Annotated in this window: 19 protein-coding genes; 11 read left to right on the top strand and 8 right to left on the bottom strand. The window is 69.0% G+C overall.

Annotated elements, in window-relative coordinates; all coding sequences use genetic code 11:
- Nucleotides 1-29: 29 nt before the first annotated feature.
- Complete coding sequence (locus tag QPK29_RS05675; RefSeq protein WP_371770243.1) at nucleotides 30-1,325, top strand: GGDEF domain-containing protein; 1,296 nt, start codon at nucleotides 30-32, stop codon at nucleotides 1,323-1,325.
- A gap of 136 nt (nucleotides 1,326-1,461) precedes the next feature.
- Nucleotides 1,462-2,190 carry a DNA-binding protein gene (locus QPK29_RS05670; protein ID WP_371770244.1) on the top strand — a complete coding sequence of 243 codons (729 nt, stop codon included), beginning with the start codon at nucleotides 1,462-1,464 and terminating at the stop codon, nucleotides 2,188-2,190.
- A gap of 9 nt (nucleotides 2,191-2,199) precedes the next feature.
- On the opposite strand, the gene QPK29_RS05665 is transcribed toward QPK29_RS05670, so the two are convergent.
- Nucleotides 2,200-2,667 (bottom strand): Lrp/AsnC family transcriptional regulator, encoded by a 468-nt coding sequence (locus QPK29_RS05665; RefSeq protein WP_371770245.1) that lies wholly within the window; start codon nucleotides 2,665-2,667, stop codon nucleotides 2,200-2,202.
- 284 nt (nucleotides 2,668-2,951) lie between these two features.
- On the opposite strand from QPK29_RS05665, the gene QPK29_RS05660 reads away from it, so the two are divergent.
- Complete coding sequence (locus QPK29_RS05660) at nucleotides 2,952-3,818, top strand: DMT family transporter (protein WP_202114553.1); 867 nt, start codon at nucleotides 2,952-2,954, stop codon at nucleotides 3,816-3,818.
- On the opposite strand, the gene QPK29_RS05655 is transcribed toward QPK29_RS05660, so the two are convergent.
- On the bottom strand, nucleotides 3,815-6,127 hold the full coding sequence (locus QPK29_RS05655) for a GH92 family glycosyl hydrolase (protein ID WP_371770246.1): 2,313 nt from the start codon (nucleotides 6,125-6,127) through the stop codon (nucleotides 3,815-3,817). The genes QPK29_RS05660 and QPK29_RS05655 overlap by 4 nt on opposite strands.
- 111 nt (nucleotides 6,128-6,238) lie before the next feature.
- Between QPK29_RS05655 and bla the strand changes: the two genes are divergently transcribed.
- Nucleotides 6,239-7,105, top strand: a complete 867-nt coding sequence (gene bla, locus QPK29_RS05650) for a class A beta-lactamase (RefSeq protein WP_371770247.1) — start codon at nucleotides 6,239-6,241, stop codon at nucleotides 7,103-7,105.
- On the top strand, nucleotides 7,105-7,587 hold the full coding sequence (locus QPK29_RS05645) for a GNAT family N-acetyltransferase (RefSeq protein WP_371770248.1): 483 nt from the start codon (nucleotides 7,105-7,107) through the stop codon (nucleotides 7,585-7,587). Before bla ends, QPK29_RS05645 begins: the two co-directional genes overlap by 1 nt.
- Here QPK29_RS05645 and QPK29_RS05640 read toward each other — a convergent pair.
- Entirely contained in the window at nucleotides 7,579-8,034 is a 456-nt protein-coding gene (locus QPK29_RS05640) for a hypothetical protein (RefSeq protein ID WP_371770249.1), read from the bottom strand. The genes QPK29_RS05645 and QPK29_RS05640 overlap by 9 nt on opposite strands.
- Before the next feature lie 173 nt (nucleotides 8,035-8,207).
- Between QPK29_RS05640 and QPK29_RS05635 the strand changes: the two genes are divergently transcribed.
- The 4 genes from QPK29_RS05635 to QPK29_RS05620 all read left to right on the top strand — a co-directional run bounded on the left by QPK29_RS05635 (nucleotide 8,208) and on the right by QPK29_RS05620 (nucleotide 13,485).
- A complete protein-coding gene (locus QPK29_RS05635; protein ID WP_371770250.1) occupies nucleotides 8,208-8,792 on the top strand; it encodes an NAD(P)H-dependent oxidoreductase in 585 nt (194 codons plus the stop codon).
- 147 nt (nucleotides 8,793-8,939) lie between these two features.
- Nucleotides 8,940-10,181 (top strand): YaiO family outer membrane beta-barrel protein, encoded by a 1,242-nt coding sequence (locus QPK29_RS05630; protein ID WP_371770251.1) that lies wholly within the window; start codon nucleotides 8,940-8,942, stop codon nucleotides 10,179-10,181.
- Nucleotides 10,175-12,550, top strand: a complete 2,376-nt coding sequence (locus tag QPK29_RS05625; RefSeq protein WP_371770252.1) for an LTA synthase family protein — start codon at nucleotides 10,175-10,177, stop codon at nucleotides 12,548-12,550. Before QPK29_RS05630 ends, QPK29_RS05625 begins: the two co-directional genes overlap by 7 nt.
- Nucleotides 12,547-13,485: a hypothetical protein gene (locus QPK29_RS05620; protein WP_371770253.1), complete on the top strand. Its 939-nt coding sequence runs from the start codon at nucleotides 12,547-12,549 to the stop codon at nucleotides 13,483-13,485. The genes QPK29_RS05625 and QPK29_RS05620 overlap by 4 nt, the downstream gene beginning before the upstream one ends.
- Here the strand turns inward: QPK29_RS05620 and QPK29_RS05615 are convergent.
- The 3 genes from QPK29_RS05615 to QPK29_RS05605 all read right to left on the bottom strand — a co-directional run bounded on the left by QPK29_RS05615 (nucleotide 13,482) and on the right by QPK29_RS05605 (nucleotide 15,280).
- Nucleotides 13,482-13,916, bottom strand: coding sequence for a universal stress protein (locus tag QPK29_RS05615; protein ID WP_371770254.1), 435 nt, complete (start codon nucleotides 13,914-13,916; stop codon nucleotides 13,482-13,484). The genes QPK29_RS05620 and QPK29_RS05615 overlap by 4 nt on opposite strands.
- 2 nt (nucleotides 13,917-13,918) lie before the next feature.
- Nucleotides 13,919-14,377: a universal stress protein gene (locus tag QPK29_RS05610; protein ID WP_371770255.1), complete on the bottom strand. Its 459-nt coding sequence runs from the start codon at nucleotides 14,375-14,377 to the stop codon at nucleotides 13,919-13,921.
- Nucleotides 14,378-14,449: 72 nt separating this feature from the next.
- Nucleotides 14,450-15,280, bottom strand: a complete 831-nt coding sequence (locus QPK29_RS05605) for a MaoC family dehydratase (protein ID WP_056133163.1) — start codon at nucleotides 15,278-15,280, stop codon at nucleotides 14,450-14,452.
- 131 nt (nucleotides 15,281-15,411) lie between these two features.
- On the opposite strand from QPK29_RS05605, the gene QPK29_RS05600 reads away from it, so the two are divergent.
- The gene (locus QPK29_RS05600; protein WP_056133160.1) at nucleotides 15,412-16,539 is read left to right on the top strand and encodes a branched-chain amino acid ABC transporter substrate-binding protein; all 1,128 of its coding nucleotides are present in this window, start codon (nucleotides 15,412-15,414) and stop codon (nucleotides 16,537-16,539) included.
- Here QPK29_RS05600 and QPK29_RS05595 read toward each other — a convergent pair.
- Complete coding sequence (locus tag QPK29_RS05595) at nucleotides 16,529-17,137, bottom strand: TetR/AcrR family transcriptional regulator (protein WP_056133157.1); 609 nt, start codon at nucleotides 17,135-17,137, stop codon at nucleotides 16,529-16,531. The genes QPK29_RS05600 and QPK29_RS05595 overlap by 11 nt on opposite strands.
- 275 nt (nucleotides 17,138-17,412) lie before the next feature.
- Here QPK29_RS05595 and QPK29_RS05590 point away from each other — a divergent pair, with 275 nt between their 5' ends.
- On the top strand, nucleotides 17,413-18,411 hold the full coding sequence (locus QPK29_RS05590; RefSeq protein WP_371770256.1) for a diacylglycerol/lipid kinase family protein: 999 nt from the start codon (nucleotides 17,413-17,415) through the stop codon (nucleotides 18,409-18,411).
- Here QPK29_RS05590 and QPK29_RS05585 read toward each other — a convergent pair.
- A complete protein-coding gene (locus QPK29_RS05585; RefSeq protein ID WP_371770257.1) occupies nucleotides 18,408-21,164 on the bottom strand; it encodes a bifunctional diguanylate cyclase/phosphodiesterase in 2,757 nt (918 codons plus the stop codon). The two genes, QPK29_RS05590 and QPK29_RS05585, sit on opposite strands and share 4 nt — an antisense overlap.
- Between the last annotated feature and the right edge of the window lie 80 nt (nucleotides 21,165-21,244).

The following is a 21,244-nucleotide window of genomic DNA, read 5'->3' as shown; positions in this document are numbered from 1 at the left end:
CAGGGCATACTTCGTTGTACAGGAATCATGTGTTGTTCTTGTCGCACAGCTTCTTCATCAAGGACAACCAGGCCGAGTTGCAGTTGCACGCGCATAAGTACGACTTCGACATCCGCTTCTTCCATGAGCTGAGCGAATTCGTGACGGCGGTCGAACGCGATGCGGCCGACAGCCTGTACGTGGTCGACCTCGACGCGCTGCACAACATGCAGTCCGACCTGCGCGATGCGCGCAAGACGCTGCTGCTGGGCGAATTGCTGCAGCGGCTGCCCGCTGACCACCGCTACGTCTACCTGCAAAGCGTGCGCCAGGGCAGCCGGTTCCTGCTGCAGCAACGGCTCGTCGACAGCAACTGCCTCGCCTACGCCGAAAAACCGATCGCGAACGACGTCCTCGTCGACAAGCTGTTCAACCTGTTCGTGCAACAGAAACGCGGCGACCTCGTGCGCGTGGCCATGCTGGGCGCGCCGCCGGGCTGGGACGAGGCGGCGCTGCGCGCACAGCGGCTGGACATCGTCTACCACACCGATCCGCAAACGCTGCACCTGCGTGTCAAGGACTTGCAGCCGGATATCGTACTGATCACGGACGCGGAATACGAACAGACGGAAGCCGTCGTGCGCGTGCTCAAGCGCAATATCGAAGCCGATCCCGTGCGCGAGATCACCTTGCTGCAACGCCGCGCCGACCCGGCGCTGGCGCGGCGCGCGCTGGACAGCGGCTTCGATGCGCTGCTCGCGATGGACGACGCCGAGCTGCTCGCGCGCCAGTTGCTCAACCGGGCCGCCAAGATCCGCATCAACCGCGACCTGATCGGCAAGGACCGCGCGACGGGCCTGCTCAACAAGATCGGCCTGCAGCAAAAGGCGCAGGCGCTGATCTGCCGCGCCGCGCTGGAAAACCGGCCGCTGTGCTTCGGCGTCATCGACATCGACAAGTTCAAGACCATCAACGATACCTGGGGCCATTATTTTGGCGACATCGTCATCAAGCGTTTGTCCTTGACACTGGCGGCGCGCATGGAAGAGGGCGACCTGCTGAGCCGCTTCGGCGGCGAGGAGTTCGTCGTCGTGTTCTGGGATTGCCCGCTGGAGCAGGGCTGGCACCGGCTCGACGCGCTGCGCCAGGCATTCGGCGCCATCGCGTTCGAGGTCAAACCGGGCGACGTGCGCCACTTCTCGTTCAGCGGCGGCCTGGCCGCCTATCCGGACGGACGCAGCGAGAACGAATTGTTCCTGCGCGCCGACGCGATGCTGTACGAAGCGAAGCAGGGCGGGCGCAACCAGATCCGCCCGATGGCCGCGCCCGTCGCGCAAACAGGCTGAATTCTTACCAACTGTGAAATGGTTTGCCGGCCGACGCGTCCGGCGCGCAACACTCTTGCGCTGATTGCTGCCGAATTTCTCTACGGGAAGTATCATACGCACTCCCGAAATCCAACGAAGCAGGAGTCAAGACCTTATGGCAGGCCAAGAAGTCACATTCGACGACGTTGCGCGCGCAGCCGAGAGTTTGCAGGAGGATGGCGAAGCGGTAACCATCGAAGCGGTGCAGGACTTCCTCGGCGAGGGTTCGCCGAACGCCATCTTCAAGCACCTGGCCGCATGGCGTGCGGCGAACGTCAAGCCGAAGGCGCCCCCGACGGCCGAGCTGCCGCAGGAATTGCTGGCCGGTCTGGCGGACTGGGCCCTGAAGTTCGCGGAGCAGGCCGGCGCCGGCGACCGCGAAGCGCTGGAACGCAACGAGGCGGACATCGAAGCCTTGCGCTCGGCCGGCGAAGCGCTGGAAGGCGAACGCGATGCGTTGCGCGAGGAAATGGCGAGCGCCACGGCGGCGTCCGAGGAAGCCATCGCCGAACGCGACGAAACCATCGAACGCCTGAACGCGGAACTCAAGAATGCGCGCCAGGTCGCGATGGATGCCCTCGTCAGCAAGGCGAAGGACCAGCTTGCGATCGACGGCAAGGAACAGCAGCTGACGCAGCTGCGCCAGGAACTGGAGCGCAAGGTGGCCGACATGGCCGCCGAATCGGACGCGCGCCTGCGCGCCGAGATGGAACTCGTGGGCGCGACGACCGCGCGCGACAGCCTGGCATCCGAGCTGGACGACCTGCGTGCGAAGCTCGACAAGTCGACCGCCGAGCGCAGCAAGCTGCGGGCCGAACTGACCGAGTTGAAATCGAAGAAGTAACGTCTGGTCTCAGGGTGACACGGACGGGGTGCGTTTCAGGCAGCGCAAGGTAAACGTCGACCGCGTCCGCGTCACCCCCGGCAGCTTGTACAGTTTCTGCCGCAGGAATTTCTCGTAGCCTTCCGTGCCCGCCACGGCGACCTTGATCAGGTAGTCGTACTCCCCCGACAGCAGATACGCCTCCATCACCTCCGGCAACTCGGCCAGGGCCTCCTGGAACGCCTTGAAGATCTCGTCGTCGTGGCGGTCCACCGTCACCTCGATGATCACCGTGTCCGGCATGCCCAGCGCCCGCTGGTCCAGCATTGCGACGTAGCCCGTAATAAAACCCGATTCTTCCAGCGCTTTGACGCGGTGCCAGCAAGGCGTCGGCGACAGGTGCACCGTTTCGGCCAGTTTCTGGTTGCTGATGCGCCCGTCGCGGCTGAGCGTGCGCAGGATCTGGCGGTCGATCTCGTCCAGCTGGCCGTCTTTCATCGCAGTGCTTCCTTCGTAGATTCTAGATAACGCCGGAGATTTTATCTTCTATTTCGTATTTCTGCAGAAGACCCTTGCGGAAATGGCCGTGTTATCGCTATCGAATAGAAGCACATTCTGCGCGTGCTCCCTTACCATGGCGCCACCCTTTATTGCGGCGCAACATCGCTTACCCGGCAATGTCCGCGTCCGCCGCTTTTCGTCCAGGAGCCCTCGTGTCGAATGCAGTGTCACGGGCGGGCGCCGGCTACCGGAGTGATCCCTTCGCAGCCGAACTGCCGCTCATGCTGATCACCCCCGCGCTGTTCGCAGCGAACCTCGTCGTTGCCCGCTGGGCGCAGGGCGCGGGGATCCCGCCCGTCTTCCTCGCCTTCGGGCGCTGGATGCTGGCGTTCCTGATCCTGCTGCCGTCGTGCGGACCGCGCCTGTGGGCGCTGCGCGGCCTGCTCCGCGCCAACTGGCACCGGATCCTGCTGCTGGCCGGCCTCGGCATGGGCCTCTCCGTCGCACCGCAATACGTCGGCGCGCGCCATACGAGCGCGGCCAACGTCGGCATCATCTTCGCCGCCTGCCCGGCGCTCGTGACCCTGATCGAAACGCTCGTGTGGAAGGCGCCCCTGTCGCGCCGCCAGGCCGGCGGCATGTTCCTGGCGATTCTCGGCGTGCTGGTCGTGCTGGCCAAGGGCGACGTGACGGCGCTGGGCCAGCTGGAATTCGGCCGCGGCGACCTGTGGGTCGTGCTGGCCGCGTGCGGCTGGTCGTTCTACACCGTCTTCAACAAGCGCCTGCCGCTGCCGCCGCTGCCATCCACGGTGAAGCTGGCCGCGCTGATCGGCGGCGGCGCGCTCGTGCTGGCGCCGTTCGCCGCGTTCGAAGCGGCCAGCGGCACCGTCGCCGACTTCGCCGACGGCCGCCTGTACGCGGCGCTCGCGTTCCTCGCCGTCGTGCCTAGCCTCGGCGCGTACTTCTTCTTCGACCGCCTCGTGGCCGCGGCCGGCCCGGCCCGTGCGAGCCTGACCGTGTACCTGATCCCGCTGTTCGCGACTATCGCGGCGTGGCCGCTGCTGAAAGAGCCGCCGCACCTGTACCACGCGGCCGGTTTCGCCGTCATCCTGGCCGGCGTGGCCGTCGCCAGCATGCGCCGCCGCTAATACGCCGTCTGCGTGTAAGGGCGCGCGGCCGGCGCCTTGCCCCAGTCCCTGTTCGGCGTTGCCTGCATCCGGAACACGAGTTCCCCGCCCGCCACGATCTCCTCGTGGCGCAGCACGCTGCGCGCGAGCGGCTTGCCGTTCAACGTCACGCTGCCCACGTACGGGTTCGCGTCCGACAAACCCTCGGTGCGGATGGTGAAGCGCTTCCCGTTCGGCAGGTTCAACGCCGCGCGCTCGACGAACGGCCGCCCGATCACGTACTCGTTGCTGCCCGGCGCGACGGGATAGAAGCCCAGCGCCGTGAACGCGAACCAGGCCGACATCTGGCCCAGGTCGTCGTTGCCCGCGAGGCCGTCCGGGGTGTCCCTGTACTGGCTCTTCACGATCTGCGCGAGGCGCGCCTGCGTCTTCCATGGCGCGCCCGCGTAGTTGTACAGGTACGCCACGTGGTGCGACGGCTCGTTGCCGTGGGCGTAGTGGCCGATCAGGCCGGAAATGTCTTCCATGTGCGCGTACACGGTCCGGTCGATCTTCGCGTCGAACACCTGGTCGATCTTGTCGATCAGCCCGGCGTCACCGCCGAGCAGCTTCACGAGGCCCGCGTTATCGTGCGGCATATACCAGGAATACTGCCACGCGCTGCCTTCCGTGTAATCGCTGCCGAAGTTCGAGCGCACCGGGTCGAACGGCTCGCGATACTTTCCATCCGATGTCTTCGCGCGCACGAAGCCCGTCTCCGGATCGAACACGTTGCGCCAGTTCTGCGCGCGCTTGTAGTAACGGTCGGCCACGTCGCGCCGGCCCATCCTGTCGGCCATGCGCGCGATGGTCCAGTCGTCGAACGCATATTCGACCGTCTTCGACGCCGCTTCCGGCTCGAGGTCGATCGGCACATAGCCCAGCTTCATGTAGTGCTGCAGCCCGCCGTACGGGCCATACTCCGCGCTGGCCGTCATCGCGCGCAGGGCCTCGTCGGCGTCGAAACCCTTCAGGCCCTTCATGTACGCGTCGGCGATGACGGGCACCGCGTGGTAGCCGATCATGCACCAGGTCTCCAGGCCGGCGAACTGCCACACGGGCAGGATGCCGTACGGGCTCGCTTTCTGCGATTCGACCAGCGAACGCACGAAGTCGACGTTGCGCTTCTCCGGCTGGATCAGCGTCAGCAGCGGATGCAGGGCGCGGTACGTGTCCCACAGGGAGAACGTGGAGTGGAAGCGGAAGCCCTGCGCCGCATGCACCTGCTTGTCCGGTCCGCGGTATTTGCCGTCCGCGTCCATGAACAGGCTCGGTGCCAGCAGCGCGTGGTACAGGCTCGTGTAGGCCATGCGCTTCATCGGCTGCGGCGCGTCGATGTCGACGGCGCCCAGGGCGTCTTCCCACGCGTCGTGCGCGCGCCGGCGCTCGGCATCGAAGTCCCAGCCCGGCATCTCCGCGAGGTTGGCGAGCGCGCCGTCCTCGCTGACGCCCGACACCGCGGCCTTCACAAGCACCGTGCCGTCCGCGGGCGTGCCGAAGCCGAACGCGCCTTCCAGCGCCTTGCCTTCGACGAGGGTCTTGTCGGCGGGCGTCTTGCCGGGCGCCGCGAAGCCCTTGTAGTCGACGCCTTCCTCGCGGTTCATCAGCTGGTGCGTCACGATCGGCCGCGAGAAGCGGATCGCGAAATACAGCTGGCGGCCCGGCGCCCAGCCGCGCGTCTCGCGCATGCCCGTGACCGTGTCGTCGCCGCGCAGGCGCAGCCGCGACCAGAGGTTCTTGCCGGACCAGTCGTAGATGCTGGACCGCAGGTCGAGGATCACATTGGCCTGGGCGCCCGGCTTGAAGCGGTAGCGGTGCAGGCCCACGCGCTCGCTCGCCGTCAGCTCCACGTCGACGTCGTTGTCCAGCAGTTTCACCGCGTAATAGCCCGGCTCCGCGCGCTCGTCCTTGTGCGAGAAGCGCGAGCGGTAGCCGCTGAACGGGCGCTCGGGATAGCCCGGTTCCAGTTTCACCTCGCCGCCGGTCGGCATCAGCAGCACGTCGCCCAGGTCCGAGTGGCCGGCGCCGGAAAAATGCGTGTGCGAGAAGCCGAGGATGGAATCGTCCTCGTAGCGGTAGCCGGCGGCCCACGGATAGCTCTGGCGGAAGTGGCGCACCTGCGTGTCGGGACTGAGCTGCACCATGCCGAACGGGCGGGTCGCGCCGGGGAACGTGTGGCCGTCGCCGCCGGTGCCGATGAAGACGTCGACGTTGTCCGTGCGGTTGGCCGCGCGGGCGGGCGCACCCGCGCAGAGTGCCGCGATGGCGAGGGGCAGGATGGCCTTGTGCATGTCGTCTCCAGTCGTGTGCCTGCAAACCTGAACCATATCGCGAAACTTTGCGAAGCGGCAACCGGAACGTTTGCGGCATAATGACGGCCCCGTCCACCATCAGGAGATCCCATGACCGACACGACACGCCGCACCGTCCTGCGCGCCGCGCTGGTCCTGCCCGCGATCGGGCTGCCCGGCGCCGTCCACGCCGCCGCTGACGCCACGCAGGCGCTGGCCGGCCTCGAACGCCGCGCCGGCGGCCGCCTCGGCGTCGCCGCCTGGCGCCGCGGCGGGGCCGACGTCATCGCGTGGCGCGGCGACGAGCGCTTCCCGTTCTGCAGCACGGCCAAGGTGATGGTCGTCGGGACCGTGCTGACGCTGGCGGCGCGCACGCCGGGGCTCCTCGACGAGCGCGTGCGCTACAAGAAGGCGGACCTGGTGTCGTGGTCCCCCGTGACGGAACAACACGTCGACGACGGCATGACGATCGCGGACCTGTGCGCCGCCGCACTGCAGGTGAGCGACAACAGCGCATGCAACCTGCTGCTCGACCGGATCGGCGGCCCGGCGGCCGTCACGGCGTTTGCGCGCCGCATCGGCGACACGGCGTTCCGCCTCGACCGCCGCGAGACCGAACTGAATGCCGCGATCCCCGGCGACCCGCGCGACACGACGACGCCGCGCGCGATGGCGCGGAGCCTGGAAGCGCTGCTGCTCGAGGAAGCGCTCGCACCGGACGCAAGGCGCCGCCTGCTCGACTGGATGCTCGCCAACACGACGGGCAAGGAGCGCATCCAGGCCGGCTTCCCGGCCGATTGCCGCGTGGCCGACAAGACGGGCACGGGCGCCCACGGCACGACCAACGACATCGGCCTCGTGTTCCCGCCGCAGGGCCAGCCCGTGATCGTGGCCGTCTACTACACGGGTTCGAAAAGCGACAGCAAGGTCGTCGCCGACGCCGCGGCGATCGTCGCGCGGGCGCTGGGGACCGCCTGATGCGGATGGTCCCGATGGCGGAGGCGGACCTGGACGCCGTGCTGGCCGTGCAGGCCGCGTGCTATCCGCCGGCCATGCAGGAAGCGGCGGACGTCGTCCGGGCGCGCCTGCGCGCGAGCCCCGACACGGTGCTCGTTGCGCGCGACGCCGACGGCATCTGCGCGTACCTGTTCGCGTATCCGTCGCGGCTCGGCAAGGTGACGCCGCTCGGCAGCCGTTTCACGCTGCCGGACAGGCCGGACACGCTGTACCTGCACGACCTCGCCGTGGCACCGCGCTCGGCGGGTCAGGGCGTCGCGCGCCGGTTGACGGATGCGATCCTTGCGCGGGCCGGCGGCCTGCGCCACTCCGCGCTCGTGTCCGTGCAGGACTCGCGCCGGTTCTGGGAAAGCCTCGGCTATGCAGCCGCGGCCGGCGACGGCGTCGCGCTGGCCACGTATCCGGCTGGCGCGCTGTATATGGCGAGGCGGCTGTCAGCGTGAGGACGGGCGGCGCGTGGCCACGTGCAGCGTGGCGCGCGCCGCGTGTCCGCGGGCCCGCACCTCGGCCGGACGGGCCGCCACCGTGAGCGCCAGCTCGCCGGACAGGCGGTGCAGGTCCAGCACGTCCACCAGCGCGGACAGCACCTGGCGGCCCAGCATGTGGTCGCCCCGCTCGACCTCCGGCAGCACGTGGTGCAGCGCGGACAGCACGACGGCGTTTTCCTCGCGGTGCTCGTGCAGGTGCGTGTAGCCCAGGGTCTCCATGATCAGCTCTTCGTGCCGGAAGGCCGCCTCGACGGCCGCGACGAGCGTCGCGAAACCGTGTGCGACCATGTCGTCGGGGCCGGACACGATGTCGCCGATGCGCCGGCACAGCATCTTGCGGCCATGCCGCAGCGCGGCGCAGATGGCGCGTGGACGGCTCGGTCTGGTACGGGTGGCGGGCATCTCCGCTCCTTGGAGTAAGAATTTTCTTAGACTTCCGATAGCACGAAAAAATCCCTGTGGATTGATATCTCGCAACGTAGCAATGTTGTGTTCGGTTAGCCTGATTGAGGGAATACAGATCGAAGGCGAAAAATGAGCGCTGTACAAGTCGAACGAGAGCATGGCGGTTGCTGATGGGGGCACGCATTCTATTGATCCAGGGCCATCCCGATTGCCACCGCCCGCACCTGTGCCATGCGCTGGCCGAGGCGTACGTGGACGGCGCGCGCGATGCGGGGCATGAAGTCGAGGTCGTCGAGCCGGCGCGGATGAACTTCCCCCTGCTGACCAGCCCGTCCGAGTGGTGGCACGGCTCGGCGCCGCCGCAACTGGCGGCCGTGCAGGAGGCGATCCAGCACGCGGACCACCTCGTGTTCGTGTACCCGCTGTGGATGGGCGACATGCCCGCGCTGATGCGCGGCTTCCTGGAGCACGTCACGCGGCCGGGCGTCTTCATGGACGACCCGCACCGGCCGTTCGGCGCCGGCCTGCTGGGCGGACGCAGCGCGCGGCTCGTCGTCAGCATGGGCATGCCGGCGGCCGTCTACCGGTGGGGCTACGGCGGCTACGGCATCAAGATGATGCGCCGGCAAATCCTCGGCCGGGCCGGTATCCGGCCCGTGCGCGCGACGCTGGTCGGGCGCGCCCATTCCCTGTCGGCCGAGCGCATCGACATCTGGCGCGACCATCTGCGCCGGCTGGGCGCCTCGGCGGCCTGATCAAGGTAGCAAGCGATTTGCGTGTTTTGTGCGACATCCGGGAAGCGTCGGGCGTGCTCTCCTTGACGCTCCCCTCTGGAGACGGCAAAGTTGTAGCACGGCAGCATTTAACATTGCTGCTCACTTTTGCCACTTTTTCTTGCCCAGATGCCCGTCGCCTCCCAGCTGCCTCCATCGCTTCCATCGCCTTCATCCGTTTCCGCCCCCGCCCGGCCGGCCGCGACCCCCACCTTCGATGACGCATACGCCCGGGCGCGCGCCCTCGCCAACGATGGCCAGCCCGAGCTGGCGCTGGCCGCCTACGACGCGCTGCTCGCGCGCTCGCCGGGCAACGTCGACGTGCTGCTCGGCCGCGGCATCGTGTATGCCCGCCTCGGACGGTGGCAGGAGGCCGAGCGCGACCTGCGCGCCGCCGCCACGGCGTCGCCGACGTATGCGGACGTTTGGTCCGCGCTCGGCAACACCTATGCCTGGAGCGACCAGCCAGAGCAGGCGGTCGATGCGTACACCCGCCTGATCGCATTGCAGCCGCGGGATGCGGCCGCGTACGTCGCGCGCGGCCGCGTCCTGCGCGCGCTGGGTCGCAATGCCGAGGCCCGCATGGACCTCGACAAGGCCAAAGCGCTGGGCGGCGGCGCTGTGTTCGACGCGCTGGCGGCCGCGCTGCAGCCGCGCGCCGGCAATCCCGACGCCACGATCGCGGCCGGCTATACGTGGGCGGCGAGCCTGTCGTCGAGCTGGACCGACGTCGGCACGGGCCCGCGCTGGAACGACCAGGTGGCCGGCATCCGCCATTACACGAAAGCCGGCTCGCTCGGTGTCGAGACGCTGCGCGCGCACCGCTTCGGCCTGCACGACTACGCGTGGGCGCTGGACGGCTATGCGAACCTGTGGTCCGGCGCGTATGCCAACCTGCGCTACCAGCGCGGCGCCGCGGCGCGCCTGTTCCCCGCGAACTCGGGACGCGCGGAGCTGTATCAGTCGCTCGGCAAAGGCTGGGAGGCATCGGTCAGCGACGACGTGCTCGGTTTCGCGGCGCGCGTGAACATCTACGGCGTCAGCATCGCCAAATACACGGGCGACTGGTACGTCCAGCTGCGCCACCAGAACATCGTGTCGGCGGGCTCGCACGGTACCGGCGAACGCCTGCTGGCGCGCTGGTATTACGCGGGCGATGCCGACACATATGCCGAGGCGACCGTCAACAGCGGCCGCAGCGACGACCCGCTGAGCCTCGTGGGTGGCCAGAGCCGCTCCGGCGGCGGCAGCGCGACCTGGGTGCGCTACTGGACGCCGCAGTGGGGCACGCGCGTGGGCGCTTCCTTCTCGCGCGCGCGCGGCGCCGACAACCAGCGCGGCGTCACGTTCTCCCTGTATCGCCGATGGTAAGCGCGACGCCACCCGCCCGCCGCCACGACGATCCGCCGCCGCGCTTCGCCGGCAAGCTGCTCGCCCGCGTGAAGGGCGCGCTGGCGACGGGACTGGAAACCCTGCCGGCCCTGCTGGCCGGCTGGCTTGTGCTGCGTATTGCGGAGACGATCCACGCGGGCGCCGGCGGCATCGAGGTGTCCGTGCTGTTCGGGCCCGCGCTGGCAAATGACCTGTTGGCGCTGGCCCGTTATGCCTTCGTCTTCCTGCTGGGCGCCGTGCCGCTGGCATTGCTGCCGCGCCGGCGCTGGCGCGTGATGGCGCTCGGCGTGCTGTGGAGCGCGCTGCTGGCGGCGCAGGTGGGCTTGCTGCAATACCACTGGACGGCCGGCGTGCCGCTCGGCGCCGACCTGTTCGGCTATTCGCGCGCGGAGATCGCGACGACGGTCGGGGGCCGCGCGCAGCCCGGCATCGGCCTGCTGGTCGCGTACGTACTTGCGCTGGCCGCATTGGTCGGCGTCCTCGTCGCGAGCTTCCGGCCGTGGTGGCCGCGCGCGCGTGCGCGTGCGGCGCTTGTTGCGGCGCTGCTGAGCATCGGCGCGTACAACCTGCTGCCCGACCACTTCGCGCCGGCCGCCGCCGACACGGAGGCGGGCGTCGACTACCTGCGCAACAAGATGGCGTATTTCACCGACCGCAGCGTGGCCCACGTGGCCGGCGAGCAGGGCACCGGCACGCACACGCAGGCGAAGGGCCTTCCGTGGACCGGCAAGGATCCGCGCTATCCGTTCGCCCACGCGGAGCGCACGCCGGACACGCTCGGGCCGCTGATCGACACGAAGCCGGGCGCGCCGCCGAACATCGTGTTCATCATCGTCGAAGGCCTCGGCCGCAGCTTTTCCGGACCCGGCGCCCGCTTCGGCAGCTTCACGCCGTTCCTCGACGAGCTGGCCGGCCGTAGCCTGTATTTCGAAAACTTCCTGGCGGGCCAGGGCCGCACGTTCGGGGTGCTGCCGACCGTGTTCGGTTCGCTGCCGTTCGGCGCCAACGGCATGGCCGCGCTGGGCGAGCGGATGCCGCGCCACGCCTCGCTCCTGTCGATCCTGAAAGACCAGGGCTACCACCTGGAGTACGCGAGCGGGTCGAACCTCGAGTTCGACAACCAGGGCCTGTTCCTGCGCCGCGAAGGCGTGTCCGACTTCATCAGCGAGACCGACTACAAGCCGCCTTACCAGCGCAGCAACTACTGGGGCTACGACGACCGCGCGCTGATGGAGACGGCCATCGCGCGCCAGCGCGACGACGCGCGGCAACCTTCCGTGCGCATCATCCAGACGACGAGCACGCACGATCCGTTCACGTTCCCGGACAAGCCGAAGTATCTGCAGAAGGTGGGCGAGCGCCTGGCCGCGCTCGGCATCGCGGAAGGGGCGAACCCCGCGTACACGGGCCAGCGCGAGGTCTTCGCCAGCATCCTGTTCGCGGACGACGCGCTGCGCCTGTACTTCGAGCAGGCGGCGCAGCTGCCCGGCTACGACAACACGATCTTTATCGTGACGGGCGACCACCGGCTGCCCGAGCTGCCGATGGACACGCGCATCGAGCGCTACCACGTGCCGCTGATCGTGTTCTCGCCGCTGCTGAAGGCGCCGCGCGCCATCAAGGCCGTGTCGTCGCAATTCGACATCGCGCCGTCGCTGCTCGCCTTCCTCGGCCACGGCTACGGCCTGCGCACGCCGGCGCAGGTGACGTGGCTGGGTACCGGTCTCGATACCGAACCGGCGTTCCGCAACCTGCACGTGATCCCGCTGAAGCAGACGAAGACGGAGCTGTCCGACTTCGTGTCCGGTGCCGTGTACCTGGCGCAAGGGCGGCTGTTCGCGCTGGCCGACGGCATGCGCCTGGACCGCGCGGCCGACGAAGAGGCGCTCGCGCGGGCCCGGGCCCAGTTCGACGCCTTCCTCGTCGCGAACCGTCAGGCCGGCAGCGCGGCCGCGCTCGAACCCGCGCCGGCCGCGCTGGCGCCCTGGCACGAGGATGGCCGCAAGCTGCGCAGCGTGGACCTCGCGGCGGAAGCGGACCAGGTCGCCGTGAACGACCTGCGCCGCGGCGCGGACGGCAGCGTCGAGGCGACCATCGTCAACCAGGGCACGACGACGTCGGGCGCGTTCGTGCCGCTGCTCGTCATCAGCGACGCGGGCGGCCTGGAACTGGGCGAGACGGCCGGCGAGATCCAGACCCTGGCACCCGGCGCGTCCGTGAAGGTCGCGCTGAGGGCGAAGCTGGGCCGTCTCCCGCACGGCAGGTATTTTGTCTCGATGATCCCGTCGCATCCGGAAACGGGGCGCTCGATCGGGATCGGGCAGTACCACGTGGAGATGCCGCTGTGACGGCGCGCCGGTGGGCCGCCGCGCTGCTGCTGGCGCTATCGACGCTGCCGCTCGCGCAGGCGGGCGATACGGGGCTCGGTCCGCGCGCGATCTGGATCTGGGAAGGCGAGTCGTACGCCATGCTGGAAGACGACGCGGCCGCGCGCACCGCCATCGCGTTCCTGAAGGATAAGGCGATCGCCACGGCTTACGTGTACGCCGACGCGTACGAAGGGCGCAACCTGATCGCCGCGCAGCCCGCGCGCTACCGGACGCTCATCCGGCGCATGCACGCGGCCGGGCTGAAGGTGCGGGCGCTGCTGGGGTCAGGCTATCTGCACACGGAACGCTACCTGCTGCCCGGGCACCGCCGGGCCGCGCAGGCGATGCTGCAGCGGGTACTGGACTACAACGCGGCCGCCGCGCCCGACGAGCGTTTCGACGGCATCAGCCTCGACATCGAGCCGCACATCCTCGATGCGTGGAGCACCCGCAAGATGGAATTGCTGGGCGATTTCCTCGACATGTCGGACGCGCTGATGCGCCAGAAGAATGCGGTGGCGCCGAACCTGCCGATGGGCCCCGCGATCCCGTTCTGGTACGACGGCATGTCGATCGAGTGGAAGGGCAAGCGCAAGCCGATGAACGAGCACGTTCAGGACCTGTACGACACCGTCGCGCTGATGGATTACCGCGACCATGCGGCGGGCGCCGACGGCATCGTCAGCCATGCGCGCGACGAACTCGATTACGGCGCGAAGACCGGCAAGCCCGTCGTCATCGGCGTGGAGACGATGCCGAACGCCATCCGCAAGGTGTCGTTCCACCACCTGCGGGAAGGGGACATGGAGCGCGAATTGGCGGAAACGGCGCGCGCCGTGGGCGCCGCGCCGTCCTTCGGCGGCTTCGCGATCCACCATTACGGCGCGTACCGGCGCTGGCTCGGGATCGACTAGCGCACCACCAGTACCGGGATATCGCAGTGGATCAGCACCCGCTGCGTCTCGCTGCCCAGCAGCCGCGCGGCCATGCCGTGGCGGCCGTGCGAGGCCATCACGATCACGTCGCAGCCGCGTGCGCGCGCCGTCGCGATGATGCCTTCCCACGGCGGGCCGGGCGGCGCCAGCACCGTCTCGCACGGCACGCCGGCCTCGGTGGCGCGCCGCACGACATAGTCGAGCGCGTCGCGGCCCTGGCGGTCGGCCTCGGCGCGCCAGGCGTCGTAGAACGGGCCGCCGATGTCGCCCGTCGCGAGCAGCGGCGGCTCGCCCGCCACGTGCACGCCGACGATCGTGCCGCCGCCCAGTTTAGCCAGTCCCAGCGCGGACCCGAGGGCGGCGGCGCCCCGTTCGGTGCCGTCGACGGGGACGAGGATGCGCTTGTACACGGTTACTTCCTCCCGGAAGCGCGGGGCCGCATGACCATCACGGGCACGTGGGCGTCGGCCAGCACTTTCTGCGTCACGCTGCCGGCCAGCAGCCGCGACAGCCCGCGCCGGCCGTGCGAGCCCATGAAGATCAGGTCGCAGGCGTGGCTGTCGGCCGTCGCAAGGATGGCGTCGGCCGGCGAGTAGTCGAGCACGGCCAGCGAGGTGCATTTTACGCCGGCCGCCTCGGCGGCATTGGCGACCTTGCGCGCGTGTTCCCTGGCGGCGGCCAGCAGGACGGCGTCGTCGAGGCCGGGGTCGATGGCCATCGCGGCTTCCGCCGACGCGAGGGGCGGTTGCGGCTGGCCGACGGCGAGCACGACGACTTCGCTGCCATGGGCGCGCGCGAAGGCGATGGCGGCCTGCTCGGCGGCGGCGGAGACGTCGGAACCGTCCGTGGGGACGAGGATACGGTCATACATGATTGCCTCCTGAGAGTCCGGTGGGGACGATCTCAGGATGGCGAATCTATCAAGCAGTTTCTTTGATCTATATCAAATGGTCCGGAAACTTCCTTCCGCCACGATGCGCCCGCCGCCCCCGACGGCGAAGCTGCCGGCCGCGAGGTCGGCGCCGAGCACCAGTTCGCTGCCGAGCGCGGCCGGCGCCCGGAAGCGGCCTTCCAGCGCGAGGATGCGCCGGCCGCACGCCTGTTCCAGCTCGGCGCACGCGCGCGCCAGCGTGTGCATGCCATGGACGATCGGGCGCTTCATGCCCATCAGGCGCGCGCTCCACGTCCACAGGTGGATCGGGTTCCAGTCGCCCGAGATGCGGGCGTAGGCGCGGCCGGTATTGCGGGGCAGGCGCCATCCCGTCAGCACGGGCAGGTCGCGCGCTTCCTGGCGGCGTTTCCGGCCGGCCTGGCCGCGCACGACGAGGTAGGTGCTGCGGCACGTAAAAATGTCGGTGCCCTGCTGGCGCGCGACGGTGTCCAGCTCTGCATACACGGCGCCGTTCTCGGCCGGCGGCCGGATGTTGACGGTCGTCGACAGCACGAGCGGCATGTCGCGTAGTGGCTCGGACAGCGCCCGGAGGGCGTTTTCCGTGTGCACGGTGCCGGGCAGGCGGAACGGGAACGCGTCGTCCAGCATCGTCGCCACGTGGGCGCGCTGGGCCAGCAGGTAGTAATAGGTGACGGGGATGCCGTCGTCGCGGAAGCCGAGGGCCTGGCGGTAGCGCCGCAGCTGGTTCGAATCGATGCTGTCGAGCACGTATGCGGTGCGCGGGGTGCGCACGCCGTTCAGGCGGCGCGGGCGTTTGAACAGGGCGCGCAGCAGGGTGGCGGCGCCCAGTGAGGGAAGCGGTGACGGAGAGTCGGCTGTCATCGTGGACTTCGGAAAACCAAAATCCCATTGTGCCTGAAATTCTGGGTTCCCTTGCAAGACTTGTGAAATCGGCTCATCCGCGCTACCCTAGCGTATTGGTATAAAGAATCGCAGTTTTAGATGAGGATGGAATGAAGAAGCAAGCGTTGTTGGTGTTGGCACTGTCCGCGGCGGGTGTCGCCACGGCCCAGGAGACCGTGAAGATCGGCCATGTGGCGTCGATGACGGGACCGGTGGCCCATTTCGGCAAGGACAGCGAAAACGGCGTGCGCATGGCGATCGACGCGCTGAACGCGCGCGGCGCCACGATCGGCGGCAAGAAGGTGAAATGGGTGCTCGTGCCGGAGGACGATGCGGGCGACCCGAAGGCGGCGACCACCGCGGCACAGAAGCTGGCGGATGCGAAAGTGAACGCCGTGATCGGCCACGAGACGTCCGGCACGACGATCCCGGCCGCGAAGATCTACAACGACGCGGGCATCCCGCAGATCTCGCCGTCGGCCACGAATCCGAAGTACACGCAGCTGGGCTACAACACGGCGTTCCGTGTCGTCGCGAACGACATCCAGCTGGGCCGCGCGCTGGGCCGCTACGCCGTCACGACGATGGGCGCGAAGCGCATCGCCGTCATCGACGACCGTACCGCCTACGGCCAGGGCCTCGTCACGGAATTCACGAACAGCCTGCGCCAGCAGGGCGTGAAGCCGGTCGCGCGTGAATTCACGAACGACAAGGCGACGGACTTCGCCGCCATCCTGACGCGCATCCGCGCCGGCAACCCGGACCTCGTGTTCTTCGGCGGCATGAACGCCGTCGCGGGCCCGATGCTGCGCCAGATGAAACAGCTGGGCATCAACGCGAAGATGATGGGCGGCGACGGCATCTGCTCGGACGCCATGCAGCCGCTGTCGGGCAATACGATGACGGATGGCCAGGTCGTGTGCGCGGAAGCGGGCGGCGTGGAAGAGAAGGGCAAGGCCGGCATGGACAAGTTCCGCGCCGACTATAAAAAGCGCTTCGGCATCGACGTGCAGATCATCGCGCCGTATTCGTACGACGCCGTGCTGGCGATCGCAGCGGCGATGGACAAGGCGGGATCGAGTGCGCCGGCGAGATACCTGCCGGAGCTGGCGAAGGTCCGCTATCCGGGCGTCACCGGCACCATCGCGTTCGACGCCCACGGCGACATCCGCGACGGCGTGCTGACCCTGTACACGTTCAAGGGCGGCCACCGCACCCCGATCGGCGTCACGAAGTAACGCTAGTCCGCGCGGGTGCGCGCATCAACTCGTCCACCAGCCTGCGGGTGGCCTGCAGCACCTGCTCGGACACGGCCGGGTTGCCCTTGGCGGCGCCGCGCGCCACCGCGAGACTGCCGATCATCGTGGACACGACGACCATCGCGCGGGCGAGGGCGTCGCTGCCCGGTTCGTTCTGCGCGATCTGGCGCTCGAACGCGCGCACCATCACCATATAGCCCTCGGCGAAGCGGGCGCTGAGCGCGTTGTCCTGGCGCCCGATCTCGCTGGCCGACGCCGCCATCGCGCAGCGGTTGCCGAAGTCGTCGCGCGACTCCAGCGACAGGTAGCGGTCGAGGAAACGCGCGAGGTCGGGCATGCCGTCCACCGTGCCCGAATACATGCGCGAATTGGCCTGGTCGAGGCCATACGACAGGGCTTCCAGCGCCAGCTCGTCCTTCGACCGGAAATGGGCATACAGCGCCCCGTGGGTGAGACCCGCCTCCTTGCTGATCTCGGCGACCCCGACGCCGTCGATGCCGCGTTCGCGGAACAGTTTGCTCGCGGCGCGGATCAATGCGGCGCGGTTGTCTGCGGCCTTCTCTTTGCTGATTCTCATGCTGTGCGTGTGGTGCAGGAAGCGCGCCGCGTTGGCTGGGCGGCGCGATTCGATAGGATGAAATTATGATTGTGCTTGCGAGTATATCGCTTCGCGGGTAGTGCTGCGCGTAGCGAAATTGTTGACATTGGCACGGGCGACGGGGAATGCGCCATCCTGGTGAATGGGGGCTGAAGTTACATTTCGTTCGCCACGTTCAGCCGGGCGAGCCGGTCGCGCGAATGCTGCTATCCTGCGCTTGCCCGTTCAACCACCGACCATGGAGATCGACGGCGATGCTCGCCGCATCACGTCCCGAACCTGTGCGCCCCGATGCCCCGTTCTACGTTGTCCTGAATGCCGGCTCCGGCCGGACCGAGACCGACCTGCGTTGCACGACGATCCGCGACGTGCTGGGTGCGGCGGGACGGTCGTGCGAACTCGAGGTCGTGCACGACGCGGCGAAGCTGGAGGACGCCGCGCGCGTCATGGCCGGGCGGGCGGCGCGCGACGGCGCCATCCTCGTCGCGGCGGGCGGCGACGGCACGCTCAACACGGTCGCGCATGCGGCCGTCGCGCACGGCTGCGTGTTCGGCGTGCTGCCGCAGGGAACCTTCAATTATTTCGGCCGCACGCATGGCATCCCGGAAGACCTGGCCGAGGCCGTGCGCGCGCTGCTGCAAGCACGCGTGCGGCCCGTGCAGATCGGCCTGCTCAACGAGCGCATCTTCCTCGTGAACGCGAGCGTCGGCATGTATCCGCACCTGCTGGAAGAGCGCGAGCACGACAAGCGCCAGTACGGCCGTTCGCGCGTCGTCGCCCTGGTGTCGGCCATCAAGACGGCGCTGCGGGGCTACCGCAGCCTGCGCATCACCCTCGAACTGGACGGCCAGACGCGCCGCCTGCGCACGCCCACGGTCTTCGTCGGCAACAACCGCCTGCAGATGGAACAGGTGGGCATGCACGCGCTCGACCATGCGCTGGAGGAAGGACGGCTGGTGGCGATCGCGCCGCGGCCCGTCGGGCGCTTGCGGATGCTGGGTTTGCTCGTGCGCGGGGCGCTCGGGCGGCTGGGCGCGGCGGAGGATGTCCAGGCGTTCGCGTTCCGGAGCATGACGGTGCGCGCGCCGCTGCTGTCGGCGCGGCGCAAGCTCAAGACGGCGACGGATGGGGAAGTGTGCCGGATGCGGTTGCCGCTGCGCTTCGAAGCGCTGGAGGGGCGGCTCCTGCTGCTCGTGCCGCCCGAAGAGGCGGAGGAGGAGACGGCGGCAGGCGCCGCCGTCGCCGCGCGCTAACCCTCGGTCGCCGCGACCAGCCAGGCCTCGAGCGCCAACAGCGGCATCGGCCGGGCCATCAGGTAACCCTGCACCTCGTCGCAATCGGCCGCGCGCAGGAAGTCGAGCACCTCGGCCGTTTCCACGCCTTCCGCCACGACGGACAATTTCAGCGCATGGGCCATGTCGACGAACGCCTTGATGAAGTCGAAGGCGCTGATGCGGCCGTCGGCCTGCAGCACGAACGAGCGGTCCAGCTTGAGCACGTCGATGTGGAAGCGGCGCAGGTACGCAAGGCCGGAATAGCCGGTGCCGAAGTCGTCGACGGCCAGCTTGACGCCCAGCGCGCGCAGCTCGTCGAGCATGGCGGCCGTGCGGGGGATGTCTTCGATCAGGGCGCTTTCCGTCAGTTCCACTTCGAGGCAGTCGGCGGGGAGGCCGGTGTCCGCCAGCGCGGCGCGGACTTCGTCGACGAACCCCGGCTGCGCGAGCTGGCGCGCGGACACGTTCACGGACACGCGGATGGTGCGACCGTGGCGGTCGATCAGGCCGCGCGTCTGGCGGCACGCTTCGTTCAGCACCCAGCGGCCGATCGGCAGGATCAGGCCCGTCTCCTCGGCGATCGCGATGAGTTCGCCCGGCGAGACGCGTCCCAAGTCCGCGCTGTTCCAGCGGATCAGCGCCTCGATGCCGACGACGTTCATCGTGCGCAGGTCGATGCGCGGCTGGTAGTGCAGCTCGAACTCGGCGCGTGCGAGGGCGGGCCGCAGCGCCATCTCGAGCGCCATGCGCGCCTGGGCCGCGAGCGTCATCGCCGGCTCGAAGAAGCGGTAGCGGTTGCGGCCCGCCCGCTTGGCGCCGTACATCGCCGTGTCGGCCGTCTGGAACAGCAGCTCGCGGGTGCCGGCGTCGTGCGGGAACATGCTGATGCCGATCGACCCGCCGGCCGTCACTTCCTGGCCGCCCACGCGCACCGGCAGCGCCAGCGCGTCGAGCAGCTTGGCCGCGATCACTTCGGCATCCTGCGCGCCCGCGCACTCGGCCGCCACGACGAATTCGTCGCCGCCGAGGCGGGCGATCACGTCGCCCGGCCGCATCACCTTGCGCAGCCGCGCCGCGACTTCGCACAGCAGCGCGTCGCCCAGCTCGTGGCCGAACGAATCGTTGACTTCCTTGAAGCGGTCGAGATCGAGGAACATGACGGCGACGGCGCGGCCGTGCGGGCACTCGTCGAGCATGCGCTGGACGCGTTCCTGCAGCAGCGCGCGGTTGGGCAGGCCCGTCAACGTGTCGTGCGTGGCCAGTTGCTGCAGGCGGCGTTCGGCCTGCTTGCGGTCCGTGATGTCGCTCATCAGGCCGGTCACGGATTCCACGTTGCCGCACGGGTCGCGCCGCACGCTCCCGTTGAACAGCACGTGCACGGCGCCGCCTTGGGCGTGGCGCAGCACCGCCTCCACGCCCTGCACGGGGGCGTCGGCGTCGTGCGCCGCGAGGCCGTGCCAGGGGAAGGCGACGAACAGCTCGTCGAGCGTGCGCCCGAGCAGCGCGGTGCGCGTGTGGCCCGAGAGTGCGCACAGCGCCGGGTTGACGTCGAGGACGCGGCCGTCCGCGCTGGCCAGCACATAGCCGGCCGGCGTCATCTCGATGACTTCGCGGAAGCGCCGTTCGCTGGCGCGCAGCTGGCGCTCCGCTTCCTCGCGCTCCGTCAGGTCGCGGATGATGGCCTGGAAGTATTCCTGGCCGCCGTCCTCGAAGCGCGAGATGTGCACCTCGGCCGGGAAGCTGGTGCCGTCCTTTCTCCGCTTGGCCATGCGCAGCAGGTGCGTCTGGCCGGCGCGCAGGCTGTCGAGCATGCCGGACGTGTAGGCGTGGTGGCCGTCGATGTCGCTCACGGACATGCCGATGAATTCGTCTTCCGTGTAGCCGAAGCGGGCGCACGCGCGGCCGTTGGCGGCGATGATGCGCAGGTCGGCGTCGGCGATCACGATGCTGTCGCCGGCTTCCTGGAACAGGTTGCGGAAGCGCTGCTCGCTCTTGCGGACGGCGTCCAGCGCGACGCGCTTGGCGGTGACGTCATGGAAGTAGACGGAGAGCCCGTCGGGCGTCGGGTAGCAGCGTACCTCGACCCACGTCGCCGACGGCTGCCAGTACGCTTCGAAGAAGCCGGATTCGCCGCTGGCGAGCGCGCGGCGGTAGTGCTCGACGATGGCCGTGCCCTCGAGCGCGGGCGCGACCTCGAGCAGGTGGCGCCCGACATTCGGCGCCACGTCCACGCCGATGAAGGCGCCGGCCTTGCGGTTGGCGTACGTGATGCGCCAGTCGCGGTCGATGGCGAAGAACGCGTCGCCGATACTCTCCAGCATGTCGTTCATGCGCTCGCGCGAGCGTCTCAGTTCGTCGCGCGCCGCGCGGTGCGCGGTGACGTCGCGCGCGCTCGCGTACACGAGCCTGGCGCGCGCGGACCAGCGCGCGGACAGCGACAGATAGATCGTCGCGCCGTCCTTGCGACGCCAGCGCAGTTCGCGCTCGTGGCACGGCCGGCCGCCCAGCAGGTCGGCCGTGAGCGTGTCCAGGGCCGCCCGCTCGTCCGGATGCAGCAGCTCGCGCACGGGACGTCCCGCCAGCTCGACCGGGCTGTAGCCGAGGATGTCCCCGGCCGCCGCGTTGGCGCGCACGATGCGGCCGGACGCGTCCAGCACGACCATCAGTTCGAAGGCAAGATCGATATGCGCGATGTAGTCGGCGGCGGAGGCGGGCAGGGCCGGCGCGTTCATGATGTGCTTCCAGTCAGACCGGGGATGATGCGGAAGGAGCCGGCGCAGGCGCACGGACGGAAGATTGTATCATTCCGCGC

The sequence above is a fragment of the Massilia orientalis genome, from assembly GCF_030411975.2.
Lineage (GTDB): Bacteria > Pseudomonadota > Gammaproteobacteria > Burkholderiales > Burkholderiaceae_D > Telluria > Telluria orientalis.
Note: the sequence above shows the minus strand (reverse complement) of the source record. Positions and strands in the feature narration are given on the sequence as shown.